Annotated in this window: 21 protein-coding genes; 7 read left to right on the plus strand and 14 right to left on the minus strand. The window is 72.4% G+C overall.

Annotated elements, in window-relative coordinates:
* Positions 1 to 3: 3 nt before the first annotated feature.
* The 7 genes from RBJ77_RS29685 to rsmI form a co-directional block, all read right to left on the minus strand.
* Positions 4 to 312 (minus strand): hypothetical protein, encoded by a 309-nt coding sequence (locus RBJ77_RS29685; protein ID WP_372347818.1) that lies wholly within the window; start codon positions 310 to 312, stop codon positions 4 to 6.
* 129 nt (positions 313 to 441) lie between these two features.
* Positions 442 to 1344 carry a 4-(cytidine 5'-diphospho)-2-C-methyl-D-erythritol kinase gene (locus RBJ77_RS29690; protein ID WP_372347819.1) on the minus strand — a complete coding sequence of 301 codons (903 nt, stop codon included), beginning with the start codon at positions 1342 to 1344 and terminating at the stop codon, positions 442 to 444.
* Positions 1341 to 2225: a 16S rRNA (adenine(1518)-N(6)/adenine(1519)-N(6))-dimethyltransferase RsmA gene (rsmA, locus tag RBJ77_RS29695; RefSeq protein WP_372347820.1), complete on the minus strand. Its 885-nt coding sequence runs from the start codon at positions 2223 to 2225 to the stop codon at positions 1341 to 1343. The genes RBJ77_RS29690 and rsmA overlap by 4 nt, the downstream gene beginning before the upstream one ends.
* A gap of 242 nt (positions 2226 to 2467) precedes the next feature.
* Positions 2468 to 3817 (minus strand): ubiquitin-like domain-containing protein, encoded by a 1350-nt coding sequence (locus tag RBJ77_RS29700; protein WP_372347821.1) that lies wholly within the window; start codon positions 3815 to 3817, stop codon positions 2468 to 2470.
* A 151-nt stretch (positions 3818 to 3968) separates the two neighbouring features.
* Positions 3969 to 4847 carry a TatD family hydrolase gene (locus RBJ77_RS29705; RefSeq protein ID WP_372347822.1) on the minus strand — a complete coding sequence of 293 codons (879 nt, stop codon included), beginning with the start codon at positions 4845 to 4847 and terminating at the stop codon, positions 3969 to 3971.
* Positions 4848 to 4889: 42 nt separating this feature from the next.
* On the minus strand, positions 4890 to 5348 hold the full coding sequence (locus tag RBJ77_RS29710; RefSeq protein WP_372347823.1) for a hypothetical protein: 459 nt from the start codon (positions 5346 to 5348) through the stop codon (positions 4890 to 4892).
* Positions 5349 to 5545: 197 nt separating this feature from the next.
* Positions 5546 to 6430: a 16S rRNA (cytidine(1402)-2'-O)-methyltransferase gene (gene rsmI / locus RBJ77_RS29715; RefSeq protein WP_372347824.1), complete on the minus strand. Its 885-nt coding sequence runs from the start codon at positions 6428 to 6430 to the stop codon at positions 5546 to 5548.
* A gap of 108 nt (positions 6431 to 6538) precedes the next feature.
* Between rsmI and RBJ77_RS29720 the strand changes: the two genes are divergently transcribed.
* The 5 genes from RBJ77_RS29720 to RBJ77_RS29740 all read left to right on the plus strand — a co-directional run bounded on the left by RBJ77_RS29720 (position 6539) and on the right by RBJ77_RS29740 (position 13232).
* Positions 6539 to 8302, plus strand: a complete 1764-nt coding sequence (locus tag RBJ77_RS29720; RefSeq protein WP_372347825.1) for a dolichyl-phosphate-mannose--protein mannosyltransferase — start codon at positions 6539 to 6541, stop codon at positions 8300 to 8302.
* A gap of 123 nt (positions 8303 to 8425) precedes the next feature.
* Entirely contained in the window at positions 8426 to 10060 is a 1635-nt protein-coding gene (locus RBJ77_RS29725) for a penicillin-binding transpeptidase domain-containing protein (protein ID WP_372347826.1), read from the plus strand.
* A 111-nt stretch (positions 10061 to 10171) separates the two neighbouring features.
* Positions 10172 to 11845, plus strand: coding sequence for a penicillin-binding transpeptidase domain-containing protein (locus tag RBJ77_RS29730; protein ID WP_372347827.1), 1674 nt, complete (start codon positions 10172 to 10174; stop codon positions 11843 to 11845).
* A gap of 50 nt (positions 11846 to 11895) precedes the next feature.
* Positions 11896 to 12384 carry a YbaK/EbsC family protein gene (locus RBJ77_RS29735; RefSeq protein ID WP_372347828.1) on the plus strand — a complete coding sequence of 163 codons (489 nt, stop codon included), beginning with the start codon at positions 11896 to 11898 and terminating at the stop codon, positions 12382 to 12384.
* The gene (locus RBJ77_RS29740; RefSeq protein WP_372347829.1) at positions 12381 to 13232 is read left to right on the plus strand and encodes an EamA family transporter; all 852 of its coding nucleotides are present in this window, start codon (positions 12381 to 12383) and stop codon (positions 13230 to 13232) included. Before RBJ77_RS29735 ends, RBJ77_RS29740 begins: the two co-directional genes overlap by 4 nt.
* A 34-nt stretch (positions 13233 to 13266) precedes the next feature.
* Here RBJ77_RS29740 and RBJ77_RS29745 read toward each other — a convergent pair whose 3' ends face one another.
* Positions 13267 to 14043, minus strand: a complete 777-nt coding sequence (locus RBJ77_RS29745) for an SDR family NAD(P)-dependent oxidoreductase (RefSeq protein ID WP_372347830.1) — start codon at positions 14041 to 14043, stop codon at positions 13267 to 13269.
* A gap of 42 nt (positions 14044 to 14085) precedes the next feature.
* Between RBJ77_RS29745 and RBJ77_RS29750 the strand changes: the two genes are divergently transcribed.
* Positions 14086 to 14301 carry a hypothetical protein gene (locus RBJ77_RS29750; protein ID WP_372347831.1) on the plus strand — a complete coding sequence of 72 codons (216 nt, stop codon included), beginning with the start codon at positions 14086 to 14088 and terminating at the stop codon, positions 14299 to 14301.
* Here the strand turns inward: RBJ77_RS29750 and RBJ77_RS29755 are convergent.
* The 4 genes from RBJ77_RS29755 to RBJ77_RS29770 are packed head-to-tail and all read right to left on the minus strand — an operon-like array spanning position 14244 to position 18056.
* On the minus strand, positions 14244 to 15437 hold the full coding sequence (locus RBJ77_RS29755) for a serine hydrolase domain-containing protein (RefSeq protein WP_372347832.1): 1194 nt from the start codon (positions 15435 to 15437) through the stop codon (positions 14244 to 14246). The two genes, RBJ77_RS29750 and RBJ77_RS29755, sit on opposite strands and share 58 nt — an antisense overlap.
* 54 nt (positions 15438 to 15491) lie before the next feature.
* Positions 15492 to 16244 (minus strand): energy-coupling factor ABC transporter ATP-binding protein, encoded by a 753-nt coding sequence (locus tag RBJ77_RS29760; protein WP_372347833.1) that lies wholly within the window; start codon positions 16242 to 16244, stop codon positions 15492 to 15494.
* Positions 16232 to 16993 carry a cobalt ECF transporter T component CbiQ gene (cbiQ, locus tag RBJ77_RS29765; protein WP_372347834.1) on the minus strand — a complete coding sequence of 254 codons (762 nt, stop codon included), beginning with the start codon at positions 16991 to 16993 and terminating at the stop codon, positions 16232 to 16234. The genes RBJ77_RS29760 and cbiQ overlap by 13 nt, the downstream gene beginning before the upstream one ends.
* Before the next feature lies 1 nt (position 16994).
* Positions 16995 to 18056 carry an energy-coupling factor ABC transporter permease gene (locus RBJ77_RS29770; RefSeq protein WP_372347835.1) on the minus strand — a complete coding sequence of 354 codons (1062 nt, stop codon included), beginning with the start codon at positions 18054 to 18056 and terminating at the stop codon, positions 16995 to 16997.
* Positions 18057 to 18207: 151 nt separating this feature from the next.
* Here RBJ77_RS29770 and RBJ77_RS29775 point away from each other — a divergent pair, with 151 nt between their 5' ends.
* Positions 18208 to 18567: an SsgA family sporulation/cell division regulator gene (locus tag RBJ77_RS29775; protein ID WP_372347836.1), complete on the plus strand. Its 360-nt coding sequence runs from the start codon at positions 18208 to 18210 to the stop codon at positions 18565 to 18567.
* Here the strand turns inward: RBJ77_RS29775 and RBJ77_RS29780 are convergent.
* Together RBJ77_RS29780 and RBJ77_RS29785 are read right to left on the minus strand one after the other, a co-directional pair.
* The gene (locus RBJ77_RS29780; RefSeq protein WP_372347837.1) at positions 18557 to 20767 is read right to left on the minus strand and encodes an MMPL family transporter; all 2211 of its coding nucleotides are present in this window, start codon (positions 20765 to 20767) and stop codon (positions 18557 to 18559) included. The two genes, RBJ77_RS29775 and RBJ77_RS29780, sit on opposite strands and share 11 nt — an antisense overlap.
* Before the next feature lie 104 nt (positions 20768 to 20871).
* Entirely contained in the window at positions 20872 to 21459 is a 588-nt protein-coding gene (locus RBJ77_RS29785; protein WP_372347838.1) for a TetR/AcrR family transcriptional regulator, read from the minus strand.
* Positions 21460 to 21575 lie beyond the last annotated feature (116 nt).

A 21575-nucleotide genomic window follows, 5' to 3' on the forward strand; every position in this document is an offset into this window, starting at 1 on the left:
CCGTTACGGGATCAGGTTACGGCGATCCGCTCCGGACCGTCCCAGCCTGTGGACAACTCCTCCGGAGGTCCCGCGCCCCACCCGGACCCGGCCGCGCACCCGCACCGCTCCCCGGCACCGTCCGGCGGCCGCCCGCCCGATCGCGGCGACCTCACGGGGCCGGGCGATGCGCCCCTGCGGGCCGCCGATGGCGGGCGGCGGCAGCGGGTGGCCGCGCGACGCGAGCGCCGCGTGCAGGCCGAACAGGGCAACGGTGCCCAGGGGGAGCGCGGCACGGCGCAGTCTGCGGCGCCGGCGTCCGGTTGTCTTCATGGACGCCAGCGTGGCCCGCCGGTGATCACGGCGACAGCGCGCGGATACTCACCCCGCGTACTCAACCCACCGCTGAGTACGCGCCCCTCGGTGCGTCAGACGTGCGCCGGACAGACGTCGGTCAGTGCGTCAGGCGGTGCGTCGGAGCAGCGTCGCGCCCGGCGCCGGGGACCCGGCCACCCGCACCGCCCGGCACGTCCCGGACGCGGCGAGGGCGTCGGCCACCTCGCGGGCGGCCCGCTCGTCGGCGGCGAGGAACGCGGTCGTCGGGCCGGAGCCGGAGACGAGGGCGGCCAGGGCGCCCGCCGCGGTGCCCGCGTCGAGGGTCGCCTTGAGGGACGGGAAGAGCGAGAGGGCGGCGGGCTGCAGGTCGTTCGTGACGGTCGCCGCGAGGGCGTGGACGTCACCGGTGCGCAGCGCGTCGAGGAGCGCGGGCGAGGCGACCGGCTCGGGCGCCTCGGGGGTCAGCCGGTCGAACTCGCCGTACACGGCGGGCGTGGACAGGCCGCCGTCGGCGACCGCGAACACCCACCAGAACGCCCCGCCCACGTCGAGGAGGCGCAGCCGCTCGCCGCGGCCGGTGCCGAGCGCGGCGCCGCCGACCAGGCTGAACGGCACGTCGCTGCCCAACTCGGCGCAGATGTCGAGGAGTTCCTCGCGGGAGGCGCCGGTGCCCCACAGCGCGTCGCAGGCCACGAGGGCGCCCGCGGCGTCCGCGGAGCCGCCCGCCATGCCGCCCGCGACGGGGATGTCCTTGGCGATGTGGATGCGGACCTTCGGGTCGCCGAGGCCGTGCCGCTCGGCGAGCGCGATCGCGGCGCGGGCCGCGAGGTTCGTGCGGTCGAGCGGGACCTGGTCGGAGCCGGGGCCCGTGCACGTGAGGCTCAGGGTGTCCGCGGGGGCCACGGTCACCTCGTCGTACAGGCCGACGGCGAGGAACACGTTGGCCAGGTCGTGGAAGCCGTCGGGGCGGGCGGCGCCGACCGCGAGCTGGACGTTGACCTTGGCGGGGACGCGGACGGTCACGCTCACGCGGCGGCCCCCTCGTGCGCGCCCTTGTGCTCGGCGATGCGCGCGAACTCCTCGACGGTCAGCGCCTCGCCGCGGGCCTGCGGGGAGACGCCCGCCGCGACGAGCGCCGCCTCCGCGGCCTGCGCCGAGCCCGCCCAGCCGGACAGGGCGGCGCGCAGCGTCTTGCGGCGCTGGGCGAACGCGGCGTCGACCACCGCGAACACCTCCTCCTTGGAGGCGGTCGTGGCGACCGGCTCGCTGCGCCGGACCAGGGAGACGAGGCCGCTGTCCACGTTCGGGGCGGGCCAGAACACGTTGCGGCCGATGGAGCCGGCTCGCTTGACCTGCGCGTACCAGTTGGCCTTGACGGACGGGACGCCGTAGACGCGTGAGCCGGGGCCCGCGGCGAGCCGGTCCGCGACCTCGGCCTGCACCATCACGAGGGTGCGCTCGATGGTCGGGAAGGTGTCGAGCATGTGGAGCAGGACGGGCACCGCGACGTTGTACGGGAGGTTCGCGACCAGCGCCGTGGGGGCCGGGCCCGGCAGCTCCTCGACCTGCATCGCGTCGATGTTGACCAGGTCGAAGGCGTCCTTCTTCGCCGGGATGCGGGCCTCGACCGTGGCGGGCAGCGCGGCGGCGAGCACGTCGTCGATCTCGACGGCCGTCACGTGCCGGGCCGCTTCGAGCAGCGCGAGGGTGAGCGAGCCGAGGCCGGGGCCGACCTCGACGACCACGTCGTCCTCGGTGACTTCCGCGGTGCGGACGATGCGGCGGACCGTGTTGGCGTCGATGACGAAGTTCTGCCCGCGCTGCTTGGTGGGCCGTACGCCGAGGGCTGCCGCGAGTTCGCGGATGTCGGCCGCGCCGAGAAGGGGGCCTTGGGGGTCTGTGGTGCTCACCGTTCAAGGGTAGCCGCGCCGGGGCGCCGCCGGTTCGGCCGTCATCTGCGGCCCGGTGGGGCTGGTCGCGCAGTTCGCCGCGCCCCTGAAAGCCTGCGGCTTCGCCGCGCTTTCCCCTGGGAAGGCCTGCGGCCTTCCTGATGGAGGTAGCGCACGAAGTGCGCACCTCCAGGGGCGCGGGGAACTGCGCGACCAGCCCCACCGGACCTGCACCCGCCCACGCAACAGGTCACGGCAGACGCTCAGCCGTGCAGCCGCGGCCCGCAGTGCGGCCACGGGCTCGCCCCACGGCTCACGTACAGCTTCTTCGCGCGGTACGTCTGTTCGGCGGCCGGGGCGTCCTGGGGGCGGCCCGATCCGCCGAGGCTCTGCCAGGTGCGGGTGTCGAACTGGTAGAGGCCGCCGTACGTGCCGGTCGCGTCCGTCGCGCCCGGGCGGCCGCCCGACTCGCAGGCGGCGAGCCCGGACCAGTTCAGGGAGTCGGCGCCCGCCACGGACGTCGGCATGGGCTTCGTGCCGACCTTGACCTGCTGGGTGCGCGGCTCGCGGACGACCTCGGTCCTCACGCGGCGCGGCTTCTGCTTGACGCCGTTGACGGTGCGCAGCGCGTACGTGACCCGCCGCATGCCGGGCTCCCCGGCCTGCGTGACGACCTCCGTGCCCTGGAAGAGCGTCGGGTCCTGGGTGCGCTCGGTGGCGTACGCGATCGCCTCCTCGCGCACCTCCTTCGTCCCGGTCACCCGCATCACGGTGACGGTCTGCCCGTCGCGCGGGAAGCTGCCCGGCGGCACCGACGTGGTGTCCTGGCCGCCCAGCGAGATCCCGGCCTCGTCGACGGCCTCGCGCACGGTCGCCGCGTTGGTGCGGATGGTGTGGCGCCGCCCGTCGGCCAGGACGGTGACGCTGCGCTCGGTGCGCACGTCGAGGTCGAGGCCGTGGCGTGCGATGCGCTGGGAGCGGGACGTGGAGACGTACGCGCCCTCGGCCCGCACCCCGAGCTGGCGCAGCGCCCCGTCGACGGTGCGGGCGGTGGTCCACACCTTGCGGCGCTGCCCGTCGAGGGTGAGCTGGACGGGGCGGCCGTAGCGGACGGCGACCTCGTCGCCGCTGGCCAGGGCGGCGCCGCGGCCCGGCGCCACGATGTCGTGCTCGCCGACGTCGACGCCCTCGTCGGCGAGGAGCTCGGTGACGTCGTCGGCGAAGGTGTGCAGGGTGCGCTCCTTGCCGTCGACGGTGAGCTGGATCGCCTTGTCGTTGGCGACGAACGCGGAGGTGCCGCCGGCGAGGAAGGCGACGACCAGGGCCTGCGGGAGCAGCCTGCGCAGCGTCTCGGGCCGCTGGTCGGCCTTCTTGCGGCGGGCGGCACGGCGGGCGGCGGCCCGGCCGCCCTGCGCCTCGGGGCGGGCGGCCTGGCGCGGCAGGCGCGGCTCGGTGTCGGCCGCGGCGACCTGCTCGTACTCGTAGGCGGGCCGGTAGGTGTCGGCCGTCGGCTCGTGGGGGGCCTGCGGGTGCGGCGCGTACGGCGCGTCGCCGCCGTACGGCCGGTACGTCCCGTACGTGTCCTCGTACGTCTCGTACGGCGAATTGCTCACGACGACGCTCCAGGCGCTCCAGGGGTCCGGTCCCCCGGCGGGGGCGGATCGGGCGAGCAGAACCTAGCGGAGCGTTCGTCACTCTCCAAAGCAGCGCGACTACGCAGTGTCGCGCCACTGCCCCTGGATGAGCACCTTCGGTCGTTATCGGTCAGTAACCAAAAGCGCGGGCCGTGTTGGCGGAGACCGACGTCGCGAGGGCTTCCTCGGTGACGCCCTTCACCGCGGCCATGGCCCGCAACGTGACCGGAATGAGATACGGAGCGTTAGGCCGACCGCGGTACGGCGCCGGGGTCAGGAAGGGCGCGTCGGTCTCGACGAGGACCAGGTCCAGCGGGGCCACCGCGAGCGCGTCGCGCAGCGGCTGCGCGTTCTTGAACGTCATGTTGCCGGCGAACGACATGAAGTAGCCGTTCTCCGCGCAGACTTGGGCCATGTCCGCGTCGCCGGAGTAGCAGTGGAAGACGGTGCGCTCGGGGGCGCCCTCCTCCTTCAGGACGCGTAGCACATCGGCGTGGGCGTCGCGGTCGTGGATGACCAGCGCCTTGCCGTGGCGCTTGGCGATCTCGATGTGCGCGCGGAAGGACCGCTCCTGGGCGGCCTTGCCCTCGGGGCCCGTGCGGAAGTAGTCGAGCCCGGTCTCGCCGACGCCCTTGACCTGCGGCAGTGCGGCGAGCCTGTCGATCTCGGCGAGCGCCTCGTCGAGCCCGGCGTCGCCGAGCGGCTCGCGGGCGCCCTGCCGGGACCAGCCGTCGGGGTCGCCGTGCACGATGCGCGGCGCTTCGTTGGGGTGCAGGGCCACGGTCGCGTGCACGGCCGCGTGGGCCTCGGCCGTCTCGGCCGCCCAGCGCGAACCGGCCAGGTCGCAGCCGACCTGCACCACGGTCGTCACGCCCACCGACGCCGCCTTGGCGAGGGCCTCCTCCACGGTGCCCGCCTGCATGTCCAGGTGGGTGTGGGAGTCGGCGACCTCCACCGCGAGGGGTGCGGGCAGCGGGGGCGGGGTGACGTCCTTGGCGTGGGGGCTCATGCCCCGATCCTACGAAGCCGGGCCGGCCGGCTCCGCAGCCGACTACGGAGCCGTGGAGTCGTCGCCCTTCCGCTGGTGGTGGCTGAAGGGGTGCAGGAGGTCGGAGAGGTGCCAGTGGTGGTGTTCGCGGTGCTCCGCGGCCGCCGGCTCGGGGACCTCGACGGGTCCGGCGGGCGGAGCGGTGTGGTGGCGCTGCATCACGTCGAGGACCGAGGAGACCCGGCCGGCCTTCATGATCCGTACGACATGGCCGCCACAGTTCAGACAGGTGGGACGGGTCAGCGGCGACGGCACGCGCTCGCCGTTCGCCACGTACATCACGAACTCCGCACCGTCACCGTCGACGTGGTGCTCAATCTCGTACGACTGCTCCCAGCCGTGCCCGCACCGCATGCAGGCGAACGAATACGATTCGTGCGCGATGGATATCGCCGCGCTGCGGTTCGGAATCTGTGGCGCCGGGGCGCCGGTGGCCGTCCTGGGGGCCGCGAACTCGCTCATGCCAGCTCCTCTTGTCCGCTGGACAAGCGCTGCCCGGAGGCAGCGTGGGGACGGGTGCGTCCCTTCAACCAGTGGACGCCTCCGCCGGGCCGAGCGCAAAAGACCTGTCGACTGTTGGAGTCGATTTGGCTTTTCCCTGCCGAAATGGGCCTGGCACCCGGTCTTCGCTTTGCTTTTCAGGTTAGTCCTTTACGCCCTTATGGGGTGACCCGATCCGCATTCTTTGCCGCGACCACGGCATCGAAGACCTCGCGCTTGGGTAGCCCGACCTCGACGGCCACGGCGGCGATCGCCTCCTTGCGGCGCTCCCCCGCTTCCTCCCGCACCTGCACCCTCCGTACCAGCTCAGCGGGGGTGACGTCCGCGGCGGACTTCTCCGGGGCGCCCTCGACGACGACGGTGATCTCACCGCGCACGCCGTCGGCGGCCCACTCGGCGAGCTCCTTGAGGGAGCCGCGCTTCACTTCCTCGTACGTCTTGGTCAGCTCGCGGCACACGGCGGCCCTGCGCTCCGCGCCGAACGCCTCGGACATCGCGGCGAGGGTGTCGTCGAGGCGGTGCGGGGCCTCGAAGTAGACGAGAGTGCGCCGCTCCTGCGCGACCTCCTTCAGGCGGCTGAGACGCTCGCCCGCCTTGCGCGGCAGGAAACCCTCGAAGCAGAACCGGTCGACCGGCAGCCCGGACAGCGCGAGCGCGGTCAGCACGGCGGACGGCCCCGGCACCGCGGTGACCCGGACGTCCCGCTCGACGGCGGCCGCGACCAGCCGGTATCCGGGGTCGGACACCGACGGCATCCCCGCGTCGGTCACCAGCAGCACCCGCGCGCCGCCCAGCAGCGCCTCGACCAGCTCCGGGGTGCGCGCCGTCTCGTTGCCCTCGAAGTACGACACGACGCGCCCGCCGACCTGCACCCCGAGCGCCTGCGCGAGCCGCTTCATGCGCCGGGTGTCCTCGGCGGCGACGACATCGGCGACGGCCAGCTCCTGGGCGAGCCGGGGCGGCGCGTCGGAGACGGCCCCGATCGGGGTGCCCGCCAGGACGAGGGTGCCGGTGGACTCGGTGGATTCTGCGGTTCCTGTCACAGTTCCATCCTCGCAGGGCCGGGCCCCACCGGGTCGCGACCCCGTCCCGACCGACCCGGTGGGGCCCACACACGGGACTCGCACAGCGCGGTTCCCTACGATGGCGCGGTGACCAGTACCGCGTCGTCGTCCCAGCCGACCCCGACCAGCGCTCCCCACGAGCAGCCGCCCGCAGGTGAGCGCCAGCCGTCGTCCTGGCTCCGTGGCCTGCGTCGGTTCGGGTACCGGGAGCAGCTCAGAGAGGGCGAGGTCCGCGCGCGGCTCGTGCCGCCGTATCCCGCGCCGTCCTCGCGGCTGTGGGCGTCCTTCGGTCTCGGCCGCTTCACGGCCGGCCGGGCGGACCGGATCATCGGCTGGGCCGCGCCGCTCCTCGTGACGCTCGTCGCGGGACTCCTGCGGTTCTGGAACCTCGGCAGCCCCAAGGCCGTGATATTCGACGAGACGTATTACGCCAAGGACGCGTGGGCGCTCATCCACCGCGGTTTCGAGGTGAATTGGGCCAAGAACGCCAATGACCTGATCCTGCAGAAGAACGGCGACGTGCCCATTCCGCACGACGCCTCGTACGTCGTGCATCCGCCGGTGGGCAAGTACGTCATCGGCGTCGGCGAGTGGATGTTCGGGTTCAATCCGTTCGGCTGGCGGTTCATGACGGCGGTCCTCGGGACGCTGTGCGTGCTGATGGTCTGCCGGATCGGGCGGCGGCTGTTCCGCTCGACGTTCCTGGGCTGTCTCGCCGGTGTGCTGCTGATGGTGGACGGCCTGGCGTTCGTGATGAGCCGGACCGCGCTGCTCGACTCGGTGCTGGTCTTCTTCGTCGTCGCCGCGTTCGGCGCACTGATCGTGGACCGGGACCGGGCGCGCGAGAAGCTGGCCGCGGCGCTCCCGGTGGACGAGCACGGCCTGGTCCGCCCGGATCCGCACGTCGCGGAGACGCTGCGCCTCGGCTGGCGTCCCTGGCGACTGCTCGCCGGGATCTGCCTGGGCCTGGCGGCGGGCACGAAGTGGAACGGGTTCATCTATCTGGCCGCCTTCGCGCTGATGTCGGTGCTGTGGGACGTCGGTTCGCGGCGGGTGGCCGGGGCGCGGCGGCCGTACCGCACGGTCCTCAAGCGGGACGTCCTCCCGGCGTTCGTCTCCACGGTGCCGGTGGCCGTCGCCACGTACGTCCTGTCGTGGCTCGGCTGGATCCTCTCCGCGGACGACGGCACCGGCGGCTACTTCCGCAACTGGGCGGTGACCGCGGGCAAGGGCGGCAGCTTCACCTGGCTGCCGGACTGGGTGCGCAGCCTGTGGCACTACGAGCACGAGGTCTGGGAGTTCAACACCCACCTCACCTCGGCGCACACCTACCAGTCGAACCCGTGGAGCTGGATGGTCGACGGCCGCCCGGTCTCGTACTTCTACGAGTCCCCGTCGGCCGGGTCGCAGGGCTGCCCCGCGGACGCCGCCGACAAGTGCGCCCGCGAGGTCCTCGCCCTCGGCACCCCGCTGCTGTGGTGGGCGGCCTGCTTCGCGATCGCCTTCGTGCTGTGGCGCTGGTTCTTCAAGCGGGACTGGCGCGCGGGCGCCATCGTGTGCGCCGTCGCGGCGGGCTACCTGCCCTGGTTCAACTACCAGGAGCGGACGATCTTCTACTTCTACGCCGTCGTCTTCGCGCCGTTCCTGTGCCTCGCGCTCGCGATGATGCTCGGCGCGATCGTCGGGAAACCGGGGTCGACGGAGCGCCGGCGGGTGATCGGCGCGGCGGGCGCGGGCGTCCTGGTGCTGCTCATCGTGTGGAACTTCATCTATTTCTGGCCCATCTACACGGGCCACGCCATTCCGATCGACTCCTGGCGTTCACGGATGTGGCTGGACAGCTGGGTGTGAGCCTCTTTCGGCCGTATTTGTGATCTCTCTTCGGACACTTTCAGACACCATCTGTAAAAGACCCCGCACTCCGGGCATCCGCCGTGTCTAGAGTCCCTCCGTCAACCTGGGGAGGGGGCGCGCATGCGCAAGGGGGTCAAGGTCGCCATCGTCGGCGGGGTGTTCACCGTGATGGTGGGCGGCGCGGGCTACGGGGCCTACAACATCGTCACCGCGGTCACCGGGGACGGTGGCGGCTCCTCGCTGGCGGGGTCGTCCGGCAAGCGGACCGGGCCGCCGTCGGCCGACGAGATCAAGGAGACGTCGGAGAAGTTCCTGGCCGCGTGGGCGAAGAACGACGCGGCGGGGGCGTCGACCTACACGAACTACGCCGAGAACGCGCTGTCCGCGATCGAGGGCTGGCACGACGACGCGCACGTCACGCGGACCGTCCTGACGGCGGGCGAGCCGGCCGGCGCCAAGGTGCCCTTCAAGGTCCGGGCCACGGTCGCGTACGACGGCAAGAAGAAAACGATGTCGTACGACTCGTCGCTGACCGTCGTGCGCGGCGAGACCACGGGCCGGGCCCTGGTCAAGTGGTCGCCGTCGGTGCTGCACCCGGGCATGGCCGACGGCGACAAGCTCGTCACGGGCGAGTCGAAGACCCCGGCGATCGAGGCCGTGGACCGCAACGGGGCCGTGCTGACCGCGGAGAAGTACCCGTCGCTCGGGCCGGTCCTCGACCAGCTGCGCGCCAAGTACGGCGACAAGGCCGGGGGGTCACCCGGCGTGGAGACCTACATCGAGCGGGAGACCGCCGACGGGACGACGACCGCGAAGACGCTGCTGACGCTCGCCAAGGGCAAGGCGGGCAGGCTGCCCACCACGCTCAGCGCGGGCGTCCAGGCGGCGGCCGAGCAGCAGGTGGCCAAGTACCCGGAGTCGTCCGTGGTGGCGGTCAAGCCGTCCACCGGTGAGGTGCTCGCCGTCGCCAACCAGAAGAAGGGCGAGTTCAACGACGCCTTCTCGGGCGGCACCGCGCCCGGTTCCGTGATGAAGATCGTGACCGCGGCCGCGCTGATCGACAACGGCGTCACGTCGGCCTCCGGCGCCGCGCCCTGCCCGGACTCGGCGGTCTCGATGAGCCAGACCTTCCGCAACCTCAAGAACATGACGCCGGACGAGGGCGCGACGCTCTCCCAGAGCTTCGCCCGCTCCTGCAACACCGCCTTCATCAAGCTCTCGGACGACCTGAAGCCGCAGCGGTTCCAGGACGAGGCGACGAACCGGTTCGGGCTCGGCAAGGACTGGCAGACCGGGATCGTCTCCCGGGACGGCTCCGTGGAGATCGACGGGTCGTCGAACGACGCCGCCTCGATGATCGGCCAGGGCCTGGTCAAGGTGAACCCGCTGAACATGGCGTCGGTGACGGCGACCGCGATCACCGGCACCTTCCACCAGCCGGTCCTGGTCGCGCAGAGCCTGGACGACCGTCAACTGGCCACCGCGCAGGGCCTGAAGCCCGGCACCGCGCAGCAGATCCGGCAGATGATGCGGATCACGGCGACCAGCGGCACGGCGACGACCGCGATGGCGTCGGTCCCCGGCTACGACAAGGGCGCGAAGACCGGGTCGGCGGAGGTCGACGGGCAGGGCAACGCGAACTCCTGGTTCACCGGGTTCCGGGGCGACGTCGCGGCGGCCGCCACGGTGCCGCGCGGCGGCCACGGCGGGGACGCGGCCGGGCCGATCGTCGCCGGGGTGCTCCGGGCCGGGTGACAACGGCCGTACCACGTACCCGGCACCCCGTCTGCCTCGTTCTGTCCTACGGCGGGTGGGCCCAGGGCCACCCCGTACCCTGGGCCACCCGTATCGACTCCGGAGGACACGTTGGGCAGCAGAGGCAAGCGTCGCGTCCCGGCGCGCCGCAACACGAACGCCCTGGTGATCGGAGGCGTTTCCGTCGTCGCCGTCATCGGGGCCGGAGTCGGGGCGTACGCCCTGATGGACAGCGGAACGTCGTCCTCCGCGGCGGCCGACGCCAAGCCGAAGGTGAGGACGGGCCCGCCGTCCGCCGCCGAGGTGCGCACGGCGGCCGACCGGTTCCTGACCGCCTGGCAGTCCGGTGACGCCGCGAAGGCCGCCGCGTACACGGACGACGCGGCCGCCGCCCGGAAGGCGCTCGCCGGACTCTCGAAGGACGCCCACCTCACGGACGTGAAGCTCACGCCCGGCAGGCGGTCGGGCGCCGAGGTCCCCTTCCACGTCACGTCCACGGTCACGTACGAGAAGACGAAGAAGCCGTTCGCCTACGACTCGTCGGTCACGGCCGTGCGCCGCAAGGCCGACGGCAAGGTGCTCATCGGCTGGCAGCCCTCCGTCGTGCACCCGGAGTTGAGGGACGGCGACCGGCTGGTCACCGGCGAGGCCGGCGATCCGCCGGTCAAGGCCGTGGACCGCAACGGCGGCGAGCTGTCCGCGAAGACGTATCCGTCGCTCGGCGCGGTCGTCGACGGCCTGCGCGAGAAGTACGGCAAGAAGGCGGGCGGCACGGCCGGCGTGGAGCTGCGGATCGTGCGCAAGGCGGCCTCGGGCGAGGACGAGAAGAACGCCGTCCCCGACAAGACGCTGCTCACCCTCTCCGAGGGCACTCCGGGCACCGTGAAGACGACGCTCAGCCCCACGCTGCAGGCCGAGGCCGAGAAGCAGGTCGCCTCGCGCAAGCGGGCCGCGGTCGTCGTGGTCCGGCCCTCGACCGGGGAGATCCTGGCGGTCGCCAACTCCTCGCCCGGGTTCAACACGGCCTTCCAGGGCTCCCTCGCGCCCGGCTCCACGATGAAGGTCATCACGTCGTCGCTGCTCCTCGAGAAGGACCTCGCGGGCGTCGACAAGCAGCACCCGTGCCCGAAGTACTTCACGTACGGGCACTGGAAGTTCCAGAACGACGACAAGTTCGAGATCAAGAAGGGCACGTTCAAGGCGAGCTTCGCGGCGTCCTGCAACACCGCCTTCATCAGCCAGGCCCCGAAGCTGGAGAACGACTCGCTGACCAAGCAGGCCCAGCAGGTCTTCGGGCTCGGGCTCGACAACTGGTCGATCGGGGTGCCGAGTTTCGACGGCGCGGTGCCGGTGCAGTCGGAGGCGCAGATGGCGGCCTCGCTGATCGGGCAGGGCGGCGTGCGGATGAACCCGCTGAACATGGCGTCGGTCGCCGCGACCGTGAAGTCGGGCAGCTTCCACCAGCCCTACCTCGTCCCGCCGGACTTCGACCACCGCACCCTCGCGAAGGCGTCGCGCTCGATGTCCGCGGGGACGGCGGCGCAGCTGCGCGAGCTGATGCACTACACGGCGGTCGCGGGCACGGCGGTCAAGCCGATGTCGGGGCTCGGTTCCGACATGGGGGCGAAGACCGGTTCCGCGGAGGTCGACGGGCAGAAGGAGCCCAACGGCTGGTTCACGGCGTACCGCGGTGATCTCGCGGCGGCGGCCGTGGTGCAGCAGGGCGGGCACGGCGGCGACTCGGCGGGCCCGGTCGTCCGGCAGATGCTGCTGGCCGGGGGCTGACGCCGATACGGGGTCGCGTGGGCGGTACAGCGACCATTAGCGTGCCGTCCATGACCTCATCAGACAGCGCAGCTCCTCCCCGTTTCGCCGAGGCCGTGACCGCCATGGGCCTGGCCGAACTCCTGCCGCGCGTACGCCGTTTCCCCGACTCGACCCGCACCGCGCAGGAGGCGGCCGACGCGATCGGCTGCGAGCTGAGCCAGATCTGCAAGTCGCTGATCTTCGCGGCGGACGGGGTACCGGTGCTCGTCCTGATGGACGGTTCCTCGCGCGTCGACGTGGAGCTCGTGCGGCGGGAGCTGGGCGCGGCGAAGGTGACCCGGGCGAAGGCGGACGTGGTCCGGGACTTCACCGGGTACGCGATCGGCGGCGTCCCGCCGTTCGGGCACCGCACCAAGACCCGGGTCCTGGCGGACCGTTCGCTGCTCGCGCACGACGTGGTGTGGGCGGCGGCGGGCACCCCGTACGCCGTCTTCCCGATGGAGCCCAAGGAGCTGGTCACGCACGCGGGCGCCGCGCTCGTGGACGTGCGCGAGTGACACCGCTGGTCACCACGGCCGTCCTGCTCGCCGCCGTCACCCACGCGTCGTGGAACGCGCTGGCCCACCACATCACGGACAAGCTGGTCGGCTTCACGCTGATCGGCGGCGGGGCGACGCTGATCGGTCTGCTCATGGCGCCGTTCGTGCCGGTGCCGGACGGGGCGGCCTGGCCGTACCTGATCGTCTCGGCCCTGATCCACATCGTGTACTACGTGCTGCTCATGGCGTCGTTCAAGCTGGGCGACTTCGGCCAGGCGTACCCGATCGCGCGCGGCACCGCGCCGCTCGTGGTGACGGTGCTCGCCGCCGCGTTCGTGGGCGAGGTGCCCGACGGCTGGCAGGCGGCGGGCGTCGCGGTCTCCTGCGCGGGCCTGACGGGCCTCGCCGTGTGGGGGCTGCGGGGTTCGGGGCGGCGGCCCGACTGGACGGCGCTCGGCGCGGCGCTGGCGACGGGCCTGTCCATCGCGGCGTACACCGTCGTCGACGGCGTCGGCGTCCGCGCGTCGGGCTCCTCCCTCGGCTACATCGTCTGGCTGATGATCCTGGAGGGCATCGCCGTGCCCGCCTACGCGTGGTGGCGCTGGCGCGGTGAACTCGGCGCGCGGCTGCGGCCGTTCGCGGCGATCGGACTGCTCGGCGCGGCGCTGTCCATGGCGGCGTACGGGCTCGTCCTGTGGGCGCAGACCCGGGCGGAGCTGGCCCCGATCTCCGCGCTCAGGGAGTCGTCGATCATCGTGGGCGCGGCGATCGGGGCGGTGTTCTTCAAGGAGCGGTTCGGGCTGCCGCGGATCGTCGCGGCCGGGGTGATGGTGGCCGGCATCGGACTGATGCTGCACGCGGGCTGACGAGGGCGGGGCCGGCCCTCAGCTCGGCGGGCCCTCAGCTCGGCGGGTTGGACTTGAAGCCGACGTTGACGGCGGTCACACCGCCGTCCACCGGCAGCACGGTGCCGGTCACCCACGCCGCGTCCCGCGACGCGAGGAACGCCACCGCCGCGGCGATGTCCTCCGGCTCGCCGACCCGGCCGAGCGGGTACAGCCGCGCCACGGTGTCCGGGTTCCGGCCCTGGTCGGCCCAGACGCCGGTGCGGACCGTGCCGGGGGCGACGAGGTTGACCCGGACGCCGCGCGGGCCCGCGTGCCCGGCGAGCGTGCGGGTCAGCGAGATCAGGCCGGCCTTCGCGGCGCTGTAGGCGTGGTTGCCGAAGTCCTGGATCCCGTTGACGGAACCGATGTTGACGACGGCGCCCCGCCCGGACGCCGCGAGGTGCGGCAGGGCGGCGCGGCTGCACCGGTAGGCGCCGGTGAGCGTGAGGTCGAGGTCGCGGGCCCAGACCTCGTCCTCCTCGTCCTCGAAGAGCGGGGCGTCGGGGTGGCAGGCGTAGGCGTTGTTGACGAGGACGTCGAGGCGGCCGAAGGTGTCGACGGCGTGTGCCACCGCGGCCTCGACGGACGCCCGGTCGCCGACGTCACAGCCGAACTCCCGGGCCTCGCCGCCCCGTTCACGGATCTCCGCGGCGACCTTCTCGGCGGCCGCGAGGTCGATGTCGGTCACCAGGACCCGGCCGCCCTCCTCGGCCAGCCGGCGGGCGACGGCGGCGCCGATGCCGCGGCCCGCGGCGGTGACCAGTACTCCGTGTCCTTCGAAGCGTGTCATGCCCGGGACGCTACCCGGGGCATCCCCGACGGACCCCTCAGGGTGCGCTGCGGCTTCGTCGGCCAGGTCGTCCTGACCCTGCGCCTGTACGCGCTGCGCAGGCTGCCGCTGTGGGCGCCGTGCCCGGTCTTCGCGACGGCGCTGATGCCGTTCGCGACGAAGGACCTGATCCCGCTGGGCGCCGTGTTCCTGCTGCTCGCCTACGCCCCGCTGGTGGGCTCGTCGAGCGCCGACCGCACCGCCGCGACCAGGGCCTGAGCGCGCGGGTCGGCGGTGACGCCCTTCTGCATGCCGTTCGTGACGTAGCCGAACGCGATGCCGGACTCCGGGTCGGCGAACCCGAGCGCGCCTCCGCGCCCCGGGTGGCCGAAGGAGCCGGGGCCGAGCAGCGGGGAGGCGACGCCGTGCAGCATGTACCCGAGGCCGAAGCGGGACGGGACGACGAGGACGCGGTCGGGTCCCGAGGAGGCTTCGGTTCGGGCGAGCCGGGCGGTCTCCGGCGTGAACAGCCGGGTGCCGCCGTCGACTTCGCCGATGAGCGAGGCGTAGAAGCGGGCGAGGCCGTCCGCCGTGCCGATGCCGTTGGAGCCGGGGAGCTCGGCGGCGCGGTAGGCCGGGTCGTTCTCGTCCGGGGACGGGGTGATCGATCCGAAGGCCCGGCTGGTCAGGGAGGCGGGGTCGGTGTACGCCTCGGTGATGGCGCGCTTGGGGCGGGCGCGCAGGCCGCCGGGGGCGGCCGGGGGTTCGACGGGGCCGACGCGGCCGGCCCGGTGGGCCTGCTCGTCCGGCAGTCCGATCCACAGGTCGGCTGCGAGGGGCCCGGCGATCTCGTCGGCGACCCAGCCGCCGATCGACCGGCCGGTGGTCCGGCGCACGAGTTCACCGGTGAGCCAGCTGTGCGTCTGGGCGTGGTAGCCGTGGTCGGTGCCCGGGGTCCAGGCGGGGGCCTGGGCGGCGACGGCCGCGGCACCGAGGTCCGGGTCGGCGGCCTCGGCGGGGGTCAGCGGCCGGTCGAGGGCGGGCACGCCGGCCCGGTGGGCGAGCACGTCACGGACGCGGGCGTCCTCCTTGCCGTGCGCCTTGAACTCGGGCCAGTACGCGCTCACCGGCGCGTCGAGGTCGAGTGTGCCGCGCTGGTGCAGGAGCAGCAGGACCGCCGCGGCGACGCCCTTGGTGGCGGACCGCAGGAGCTGGGCGGTGCCGGGCGTCCACGGCGTGCCGTCCCGGCCGCCGTCGACGTCCCGCGTCCCGGCGTGCAGATCGACGACCCGGTGCCCGTCCCGGTAGACGACGACCGCGGCACCGCGCTCGCCCCGCTCCGTGAAATTGCGGGCGAAGGCGGCGCGTACGCCTGCGAATCGGGGGTCGGTCGTGCCGTTCACTGCGGTGTCCACGGTGGGTGCAACAGGCACGGATGCCGGTTGATTCCGGGCGGCGGGGCGCTCGCGCTACCGGGCGACCGACGCGGGGTCGAAGCCGAAGGGCAGTTCCAGGCGGTGCGCGCGCATCAGGTCCTCGTCGGTGAGGAGGTCGCCGGTGGGGCCGTCCGCCGCGATGACGCCCTCGCTGAGGATCAGCGAGCGCGGGCACAGTTCGAGGGCGTACGGCAGGTCGTGGGTGACCATCAGGACCGTGACGTCCAGGGAGCGCAGGATGTCGGCCAGTTCGCGGCGGGAGGCCGGGTCGAGGTTGGAGGACGGCTCGTCCAGGACCAGGATCTCCGGTTCCATCGCGAGGACGGTGGCCACCGCCACCCGGCGGCGCTGGCCGAACGACAGGTGGTGCGGGGGCCGGTCAGCGAACTCCTCCATGCCGACCAGGGCGAGGGCCTTGCGGACCCGGTCCTCCAGTTCGGCGCCCTTCATTCCGGCCGCCGCCGGGCCGAACGCGACGTCCTCGCGCACGGTCGGCATGAACAGCTGGTCGTCCGGGTCCTGGAAGACGATGCCGACCTTGCGGCGGATCTCCGCCATGTTCCGCTTGTCCACCGGGAGTCCGGCGACGGTGACCGTGCCGGCGCCGCCCGTCAGGATGCCGTTGAGGTGGAGGACGAGGGTGGTCTTGCCCGCGCCGTTCGGGCCGAGCAGCGCGACCCGCTCGCCCCTGCCGATGGTGAGGTCCACGCCGAAGAGGGCCTGGTGCCCGTCCGGGTAGGCGAAGGCGAGGCCGGAGACCTCCAGAGAAGCAGTCACAGCGTCCATCCCAACAGACATACGACGAGCGCCGTGCCCGGCAGGGCCAGCGCGGAGGACCACTGTGCCCGGGACGCGCTCACCTCGTCGATCACCGGCATCGATCCCGCGTAGCCCCGGCTGACCATGGCCAGGTGCACGCGTTCCCCCCGCTCGTAGGAGCGGATGAAGAGGGCTCCCGCCGACTTGGCGAGGACGCCCCAGTGGCGCACTCCGGACGCCTCGAAGCCGCGCGACTCCCGGGCGATCCTCATGCGGCGCATCTCGTCGGTGATCACGTCGCCGTAGCGGATCATGAAGGAGGCGATCTGGACGAGCAGGGGCGGCAGCTTGAGGCGCTGGAGGCCGAGCAGCAGGGCGCGCAGTTCGGTCGTGGAGGCCAGCAGCACCGACGCGGCGACGCCGAGGGTGCCCTTGGCCAGCACGTTCCACGCGCCCCACAGTCCGCTCTCGCTCAGCGACATGCCGAGCACCTGGACCCGCTCGCCCTCCGCGACGAACGGCATCAGGACGGCGAAGGCGACGAACGGGATCTCGATCAGGAGCCGCTTGAGCAGGAAGCCGGCCGGCACCCGGGCCGCGTACGCGACCCCCGCGAGCAGCACCGCGTACAGCCCGAAGGCCCACATCGCCTCGCGCGGGGTGGAGACCACGACGACCACGAAGCAGAAGACGGCGGCGAGCTTGGTGTGCGGGGGCAGCGCGTGCACGGGCGAGTGCCCGGCACGGTAGAGGCGGTGGGCGTGACCTGCGCCCATGTCAGACGCTCTCCTGGGTGCGGACCTCGGTGGACGTCGGCTCGCTGGTGCGCCGCCTGCGCAGCGCCCAGAAGACGGCCGAGCCGGCGACGACGGTCACGCCGACGCCGATGACTCCGGCGAGGCCGCCGGAGAGCCGGGCGTCGGTGACGTCCTTGACGCCGTAGTCGGCGAGCGGGGAGTCCGCGGAGGCGTGCTCCTCGGTCTTGCTGTCGATGCCCTTGTCGTGCGCGACCTTCTCCAGGCCGTCCGGGTTCGCGGACGCGTAGAAGGAGACGAAGCCGGCCAGGACGAGGGAGGTGACCAGGCCGATCACCCAGATCTTCCGGTGCGAGCGGGCCGCGGCGGGGGCCGCCGCCGGGGTGTTCGGGGCCGCGTCGACGAGTTCCCCGCCGACCCGCAGCTTGAGCTTCTGCTGCAGGCCCCGGGCGCCGTGGACGAGGTCGGGCCGGACGGCCACGACGGCGCCCACGGTGAGCGCGGTGATCACGGCCTCGCCGATGCCGATCAGGACGTGCACGCCGACCATGGCGGTGGCGACCTTGCCGATCGAGACGTCGGTCGTCCCTCCGATGGCGTAAAGGAGGGTGAAGACGATCGCGGCCGCCGGGACCGAGAGCAGGGACGCCACGAAGGACGCCACGGTGATCGAGCGGCGGCCGCGCGGCAGCACCTTCACGAGGCCGCGGAAGACGAGGTAGGCGACGACGGTGGTGGTGATCGCCATGTCGGTGATGTTCACGCCGAGCGCGGTCAGGCCGCCGTCGGCGAAGAGCACGCCCTGCATGAGGAGCACCACGGACACACAGAGGACCCCTGTGCAGGGGCCGACGAGTATCGCGGCCAGCGCGCCGCCGAGCAGATGGCCGCTGGTGCCCGCGGCCACCGGGAAGTTGAGCATCTGGACGGCGAAGATGAACGCCGCGACCAGACCGGCCAGCGGCGCCGTGCGCTCGTCCAGCTCGCGGCGCGCGCCGCGCAGGCTGACGGCGACGGCACCCGCGGCGACGACACCTGCGGCCGCCGAGACGGGGGCGTTGATGAATCCGTCGGGGACATGCATGGCGGGCTCTCCGGCGCTCGGGCTGCTGGTGACTGGCAACCGGGCTGGTTGACCGTTCGATGATAGTGCCCTGTTGCGAACAGCTCGCAAGAGCGTCTCGGAACCAATTAGCCCTGGCCCGTACAGTCGGACATATGGGACATTTGAAGGCATGAGCGCCGTCGAGCAGTACGTCGAGCAGTACGCCCGCGCCCGCGTCGTGACCGACTCCCCCGAGGCACCCCGGGCCGTTCCGGTGATGCTGCGCTACGACGGCCGGATCCACGTCACGCTCCCCGACTCCGGCGAGTGGGTCTTCCCGCGCGATCTGCTCGAACGCGGTCTGCGCGGCCCCGTCTCCGCCGGCGACGTCCGGATCTGGCCCTGCGGCCGGGTCCAGGTGGTCATCGAGTTCCACGAGCACGCGAACGGGGCGACGGTCGTGCAGTTCGACGCGAAAGCGCTGATCCGCTTCCTGCGCCGGACGTACACGACCGTCGCCCCGGTGGCCCCTCAGGGCATCACGCGCTGACGAGCTCGCGGTCCTCCTCGGGCCGCTCGCCGGCGGCGGCGCCCTTGGCGAGGCCCTCGCCCTCGACGTCCACGTTGGGCAGCGCCCGGTCCAGCCACTTCGGCAGCCACCAGGCCTTCTTGCCGAGCAGCGCGAGCACCGCGGGCACGATCGTCATGCGGACCACGAACGCGTCGAAGAAGACGGCGATCGCGAGGCCGAAGCCGATCATCTTCACCATCTGCTCGGAGCTTCCGATGAAGCCCGCGAACACCGCGATCATGATGATCGCCGCGGCCGTGACCACCCGCGCCCCGTGCCGGAACCCGGTGACGATCGCCTGCGCGGGCCGCTCGCCGTGCACGTACGCCTCGCGCATCCGCGTCACGAGGAACACCTCGTAGTCCATCGCGAGACCGAAGACCACGCCCACCATGAAGATCGGCATCATCGACATGATCGGGGTCGTCTGGTCGACGCCGAAGACCGAGCCGAGCCAGCCCCACTGGAAGACGGCGACGACGGCGCCGAGCGCGGCGAGCACCGAGAGCAGGAAGCCGAGGGCGGCCTTCAGCGGCACCAGGACCGACCGGAACACGACCATCAGGAGCAGGAAGGCCAGGCCGACGACGAGCGCCAGGTACGGCACGAGCGCGTCGTTGAGCTTCTGCGAGACGTCGATGTTCATAGCCGTGGAGCCGGTGACGCTCAGCTCAGCGCCGGTGTCGGCCTTGATGTCCTTGCCCTCGTCACGGATGGCGTGGACGACGTCCTCGGTCTCGACGGAGGACGGCTTGTACTTCGAGACGACGCTGACGATGGCGGTGTCGCCGGCCTTGTTGAACGTGGCCGGGGTGACCGCGGCGACGCCGTCCGTGTCCTTGATCGCGGTGACGACCCGGTCGACGGCGGCCTTCGGGTCGTCCGCGCCCTTGGCGTCGACGACCGTCATGAGCGGCCCGTTGAAGCCGGGGCCGAAGCCGTCGGAGAGCAGGTCGTACGCCTTGCGCTGGGTGGTGTCGGTCGGCTGGACGCCGTCGTCGGGCAGGCCCAGTTCGAGCGAGGCGACCGGGACCGCCATGGCGCCGAGGCCGACGATGCCGGCGATCAGGACGGCGACCGGGCGGCGCAGCACGAAGCGGGCCCAGCGGGTGCCCATGTTGGGCCTGGCGTCGGCCGGCTTGTCCGCCGACAGGTTCTTGCGGGCCTTGCGGCCGTGGACGCGCTTGCCCGCGTAGCCGAGCAGCGCCGGGATGAGCGTGAGGGCGATGAGCACGGCGATGGCGACGGTGCCGGCCGCGGCGATGCCCATCTTGGTCAGCATCGGGATGTTCACGACGGCGAGGCCGACGAGGGCGATGACGACGGTCAGACCCGCGAACACGACCGCGGAGCCCGCCGTGCCGACGGCCCGCCCGGCCGCCTCCTCGCGCTCCCGGCCCTCGGCCAGCTCGGCGCGGTAGCGGGAGACGATGAACAGCGCGTAGTCGATGCCGACCGCGAGGCCGATCATCATCGCGAGGGTCGAGGTGGTGGTGCCGAGGTCGAGCGCGTTGGCGAGCGCCGTGATCGACGAGACGCCGATGCCCACGCCGATGATCGCGGTGAGCAGCGGCAGCCCCGCCGCGAGCAGCGAGCCGAAGGTGATGACGAGGACGACGGCCGCGACGGCGATGCCGATGACCTCGGTGGCGCCCGTCTCCGGCATGGCCTGCAGCGCGTCACCGCCGACCTCGACCGTCAGCCCGGTCTCCTTGGCCTGGTCGATGACCTTCTGCAGCGCGTCCCGGTCGTCGTCGGTCAGCTCCATCGAGGAGACCTTGTACGAGGCCGAGGTGTAGCCGATCGTGCCGTCCTTGCTGATCGTCTTGGCGACGAACGGGTCGGCGACGGACGCGACCTGCTTCGAGCTCGACTTGATCGCGGAGACGGTGTCCTGGATGTCCGCCTTGTTGGCGGCGTCGGAGAGCTTCTCGCCGGCCGGTGCCTTGAAGACGACGCGGGCGGTGGCGCCGTCGGCCGCGGAGCCGGGGAAGCGCTGGTCCAGCAGGTCGAAGGCCTTCTGGGCCTCGGTGCCGGGGATCGAGAAGGAGCTGGAGGCGGCGGTCGGCGCGGTGGCCGCGCCCACGCCCGCGAGCGTGAGCAGCGCCACCCAGATCAGGGCGACGAAGTGCCGTCGGCGAAACGCTAGTTTGCCGAGCTTGTAGAGGAACGTGGCCACGAGGGCGTACTCCCGGTCAGGTCGTGGGGCGAATCTGGGCAGGGGGTGTCGGCCCGACGACGTGAGCGGTGCGCGTCAGGTGAGCAGGGTGCTGCGGAAGGGAGTTACGCGCTGAGGGCGGGGAGGACCACAGCGTCGATGTACGAAGAGAGGTAGGCCCGCGTGGGGGGCAGCTCGTCGATGAGCGTGCGGGTGGCGAACGCGCCGATCAGCATGTGCATCACATAGTCGAGCGCCGGGTTGTCGGCCCGGATCTCGCCTCTGTCCACGGCTCGCTGCAGCATCCGGTCGAGACCGGACAGTTCGGGAGCGACGATCCACTCCTTGAAGGCCGCGAGCAGATCGGGGTTGGCGTGCACGGCCACCATCAGGCCGCGCATCAGCGCGCTGTTCTGCTCCATGTGACAGTCGTCCTCGCGGAGGGACATCGCATGGAGGTCACCGCGCAGGGTGCCGGTGTCGATCTCGTCGAACTGCGGCTTCTGGTTCCGCAGCGCCTTCACCACCAGCTCGGCCTTGCCGCCCCACTGGCGGTAGAGCGTCGCCTTGCTGGCCCGGGTGCGGGTGGCCACGGCGTCCATCGTCAGGGCGTCGTAACCGACCTCGCGGAGCAGGTCGAGCACGGCGCCGTACAGCTCGGCCTCGCGCTCGGGCGTGATCCGGCTGCGTCGCGCTGCCGCTTCGGCGACCATGACCTCACCTGACCTCTCCGTGTCCTTACGCCCCTGAACATACCCTCCCCGCTAGCGAAACGAAACCGTTTCGTACGTGTACTGCGCCACACTTGTGCCCGAAAGGGGCGCGGGGA

It is taken from the genome of Streptomyces sp. KL116D (assembly GCF_030766975.1).
In the GTDB taxonomy this organism is placed as follows: Bacteria; Actinomycetota; Actinomycetes; order Streptomycetales; family Streptomycetaceae; genus Streptomyces; species Streptomyces longispororuber_A.

Excerpts from the sequence above, each read along its gene's own strand:
- RBJ77_RS29685 (WP_372347818.1), bottom strand. The coding sequence starts at position 312 with ATGAAGACAACCGGACGCCGGCGCCGCAGACTGCGCCGTGCCGCGCTC.
- RBJ77_RS29705 (WP_372347822.1), bottom strand. The coding sequence starts at position 4,847 with ATGAGCCCCCACGCCAAGGACGTCACCCCGCCCCCGCTGCCCGCACCC.
- RBJ77_RS29710 (WP_372347823.1), bottom strand. The coding sequence starts at position 5,348 with ATGAGCGAGTTCGCGGCCCCCAGGACGGCCACCGGCGCCCCGGCGCCA.
- RBJ77_RS29725 (WP_372347826.1), top strand. The coding sequence starts at position 8,426 with ATGCGCAAGGGGGTCAAGGTCGCCATCGTCGGCGGGGTGTTCACCGTG.
- RBJ77_RS29735 (WP_372347828.1), top strand. The coding sequence starts at position 11,896 with ATGACCTCATCAGACAGCGCAGCTCCTCCCCGTTTCGCCGAGGCCGTG.
- RBJ77_RS29745 (WP_372347830.1), bottom strand. The coding sequence starts at position 14,043 with ATGACACGCTTCGAAGGACACGGAGTACTGGTCACCGCCGCGGGCCGC.
- RBJ77_RS29760 (WP_372347833.1), bottom strand. The coding sequence starts at position 16,244 with ATGGACGCTGTGACTGCTTCTCTGGAGGTCTCCGGCCTCGCCTTCGCC.
- cbiQ (WP_372347834.1), bottom strand. The coding sequence starts at position 16,993 with ATGGGCGCAGGTCACGCCCACCGCCTCTACCGTGCCGGGCACTCGCCC.
- RBJ77_RS29770 (WP_372347835.1), bottom strand. The coding sequence starts at position 18,056 with ATGCATGTCCCCGACGGATTCATCAACGCCCCCGTCTCGGCGGCCGCA.
- RBJ77_RS29775 (WP_372347836.1), top strand. The coding sequence starts at position 18,208 with ATGAGCGCCGTCGAGCAGTACGTCGAGCAGTACGCCCGCGCCCGCGTC.
- RBJ77_RS29785 (WP_372347838.1), bottom strand. The coding sequence starts at position 21,459 with ATGGTCGCCGAAGCGGCAGCGCGACGCAGCCGGATCACGCCCGAGCGC.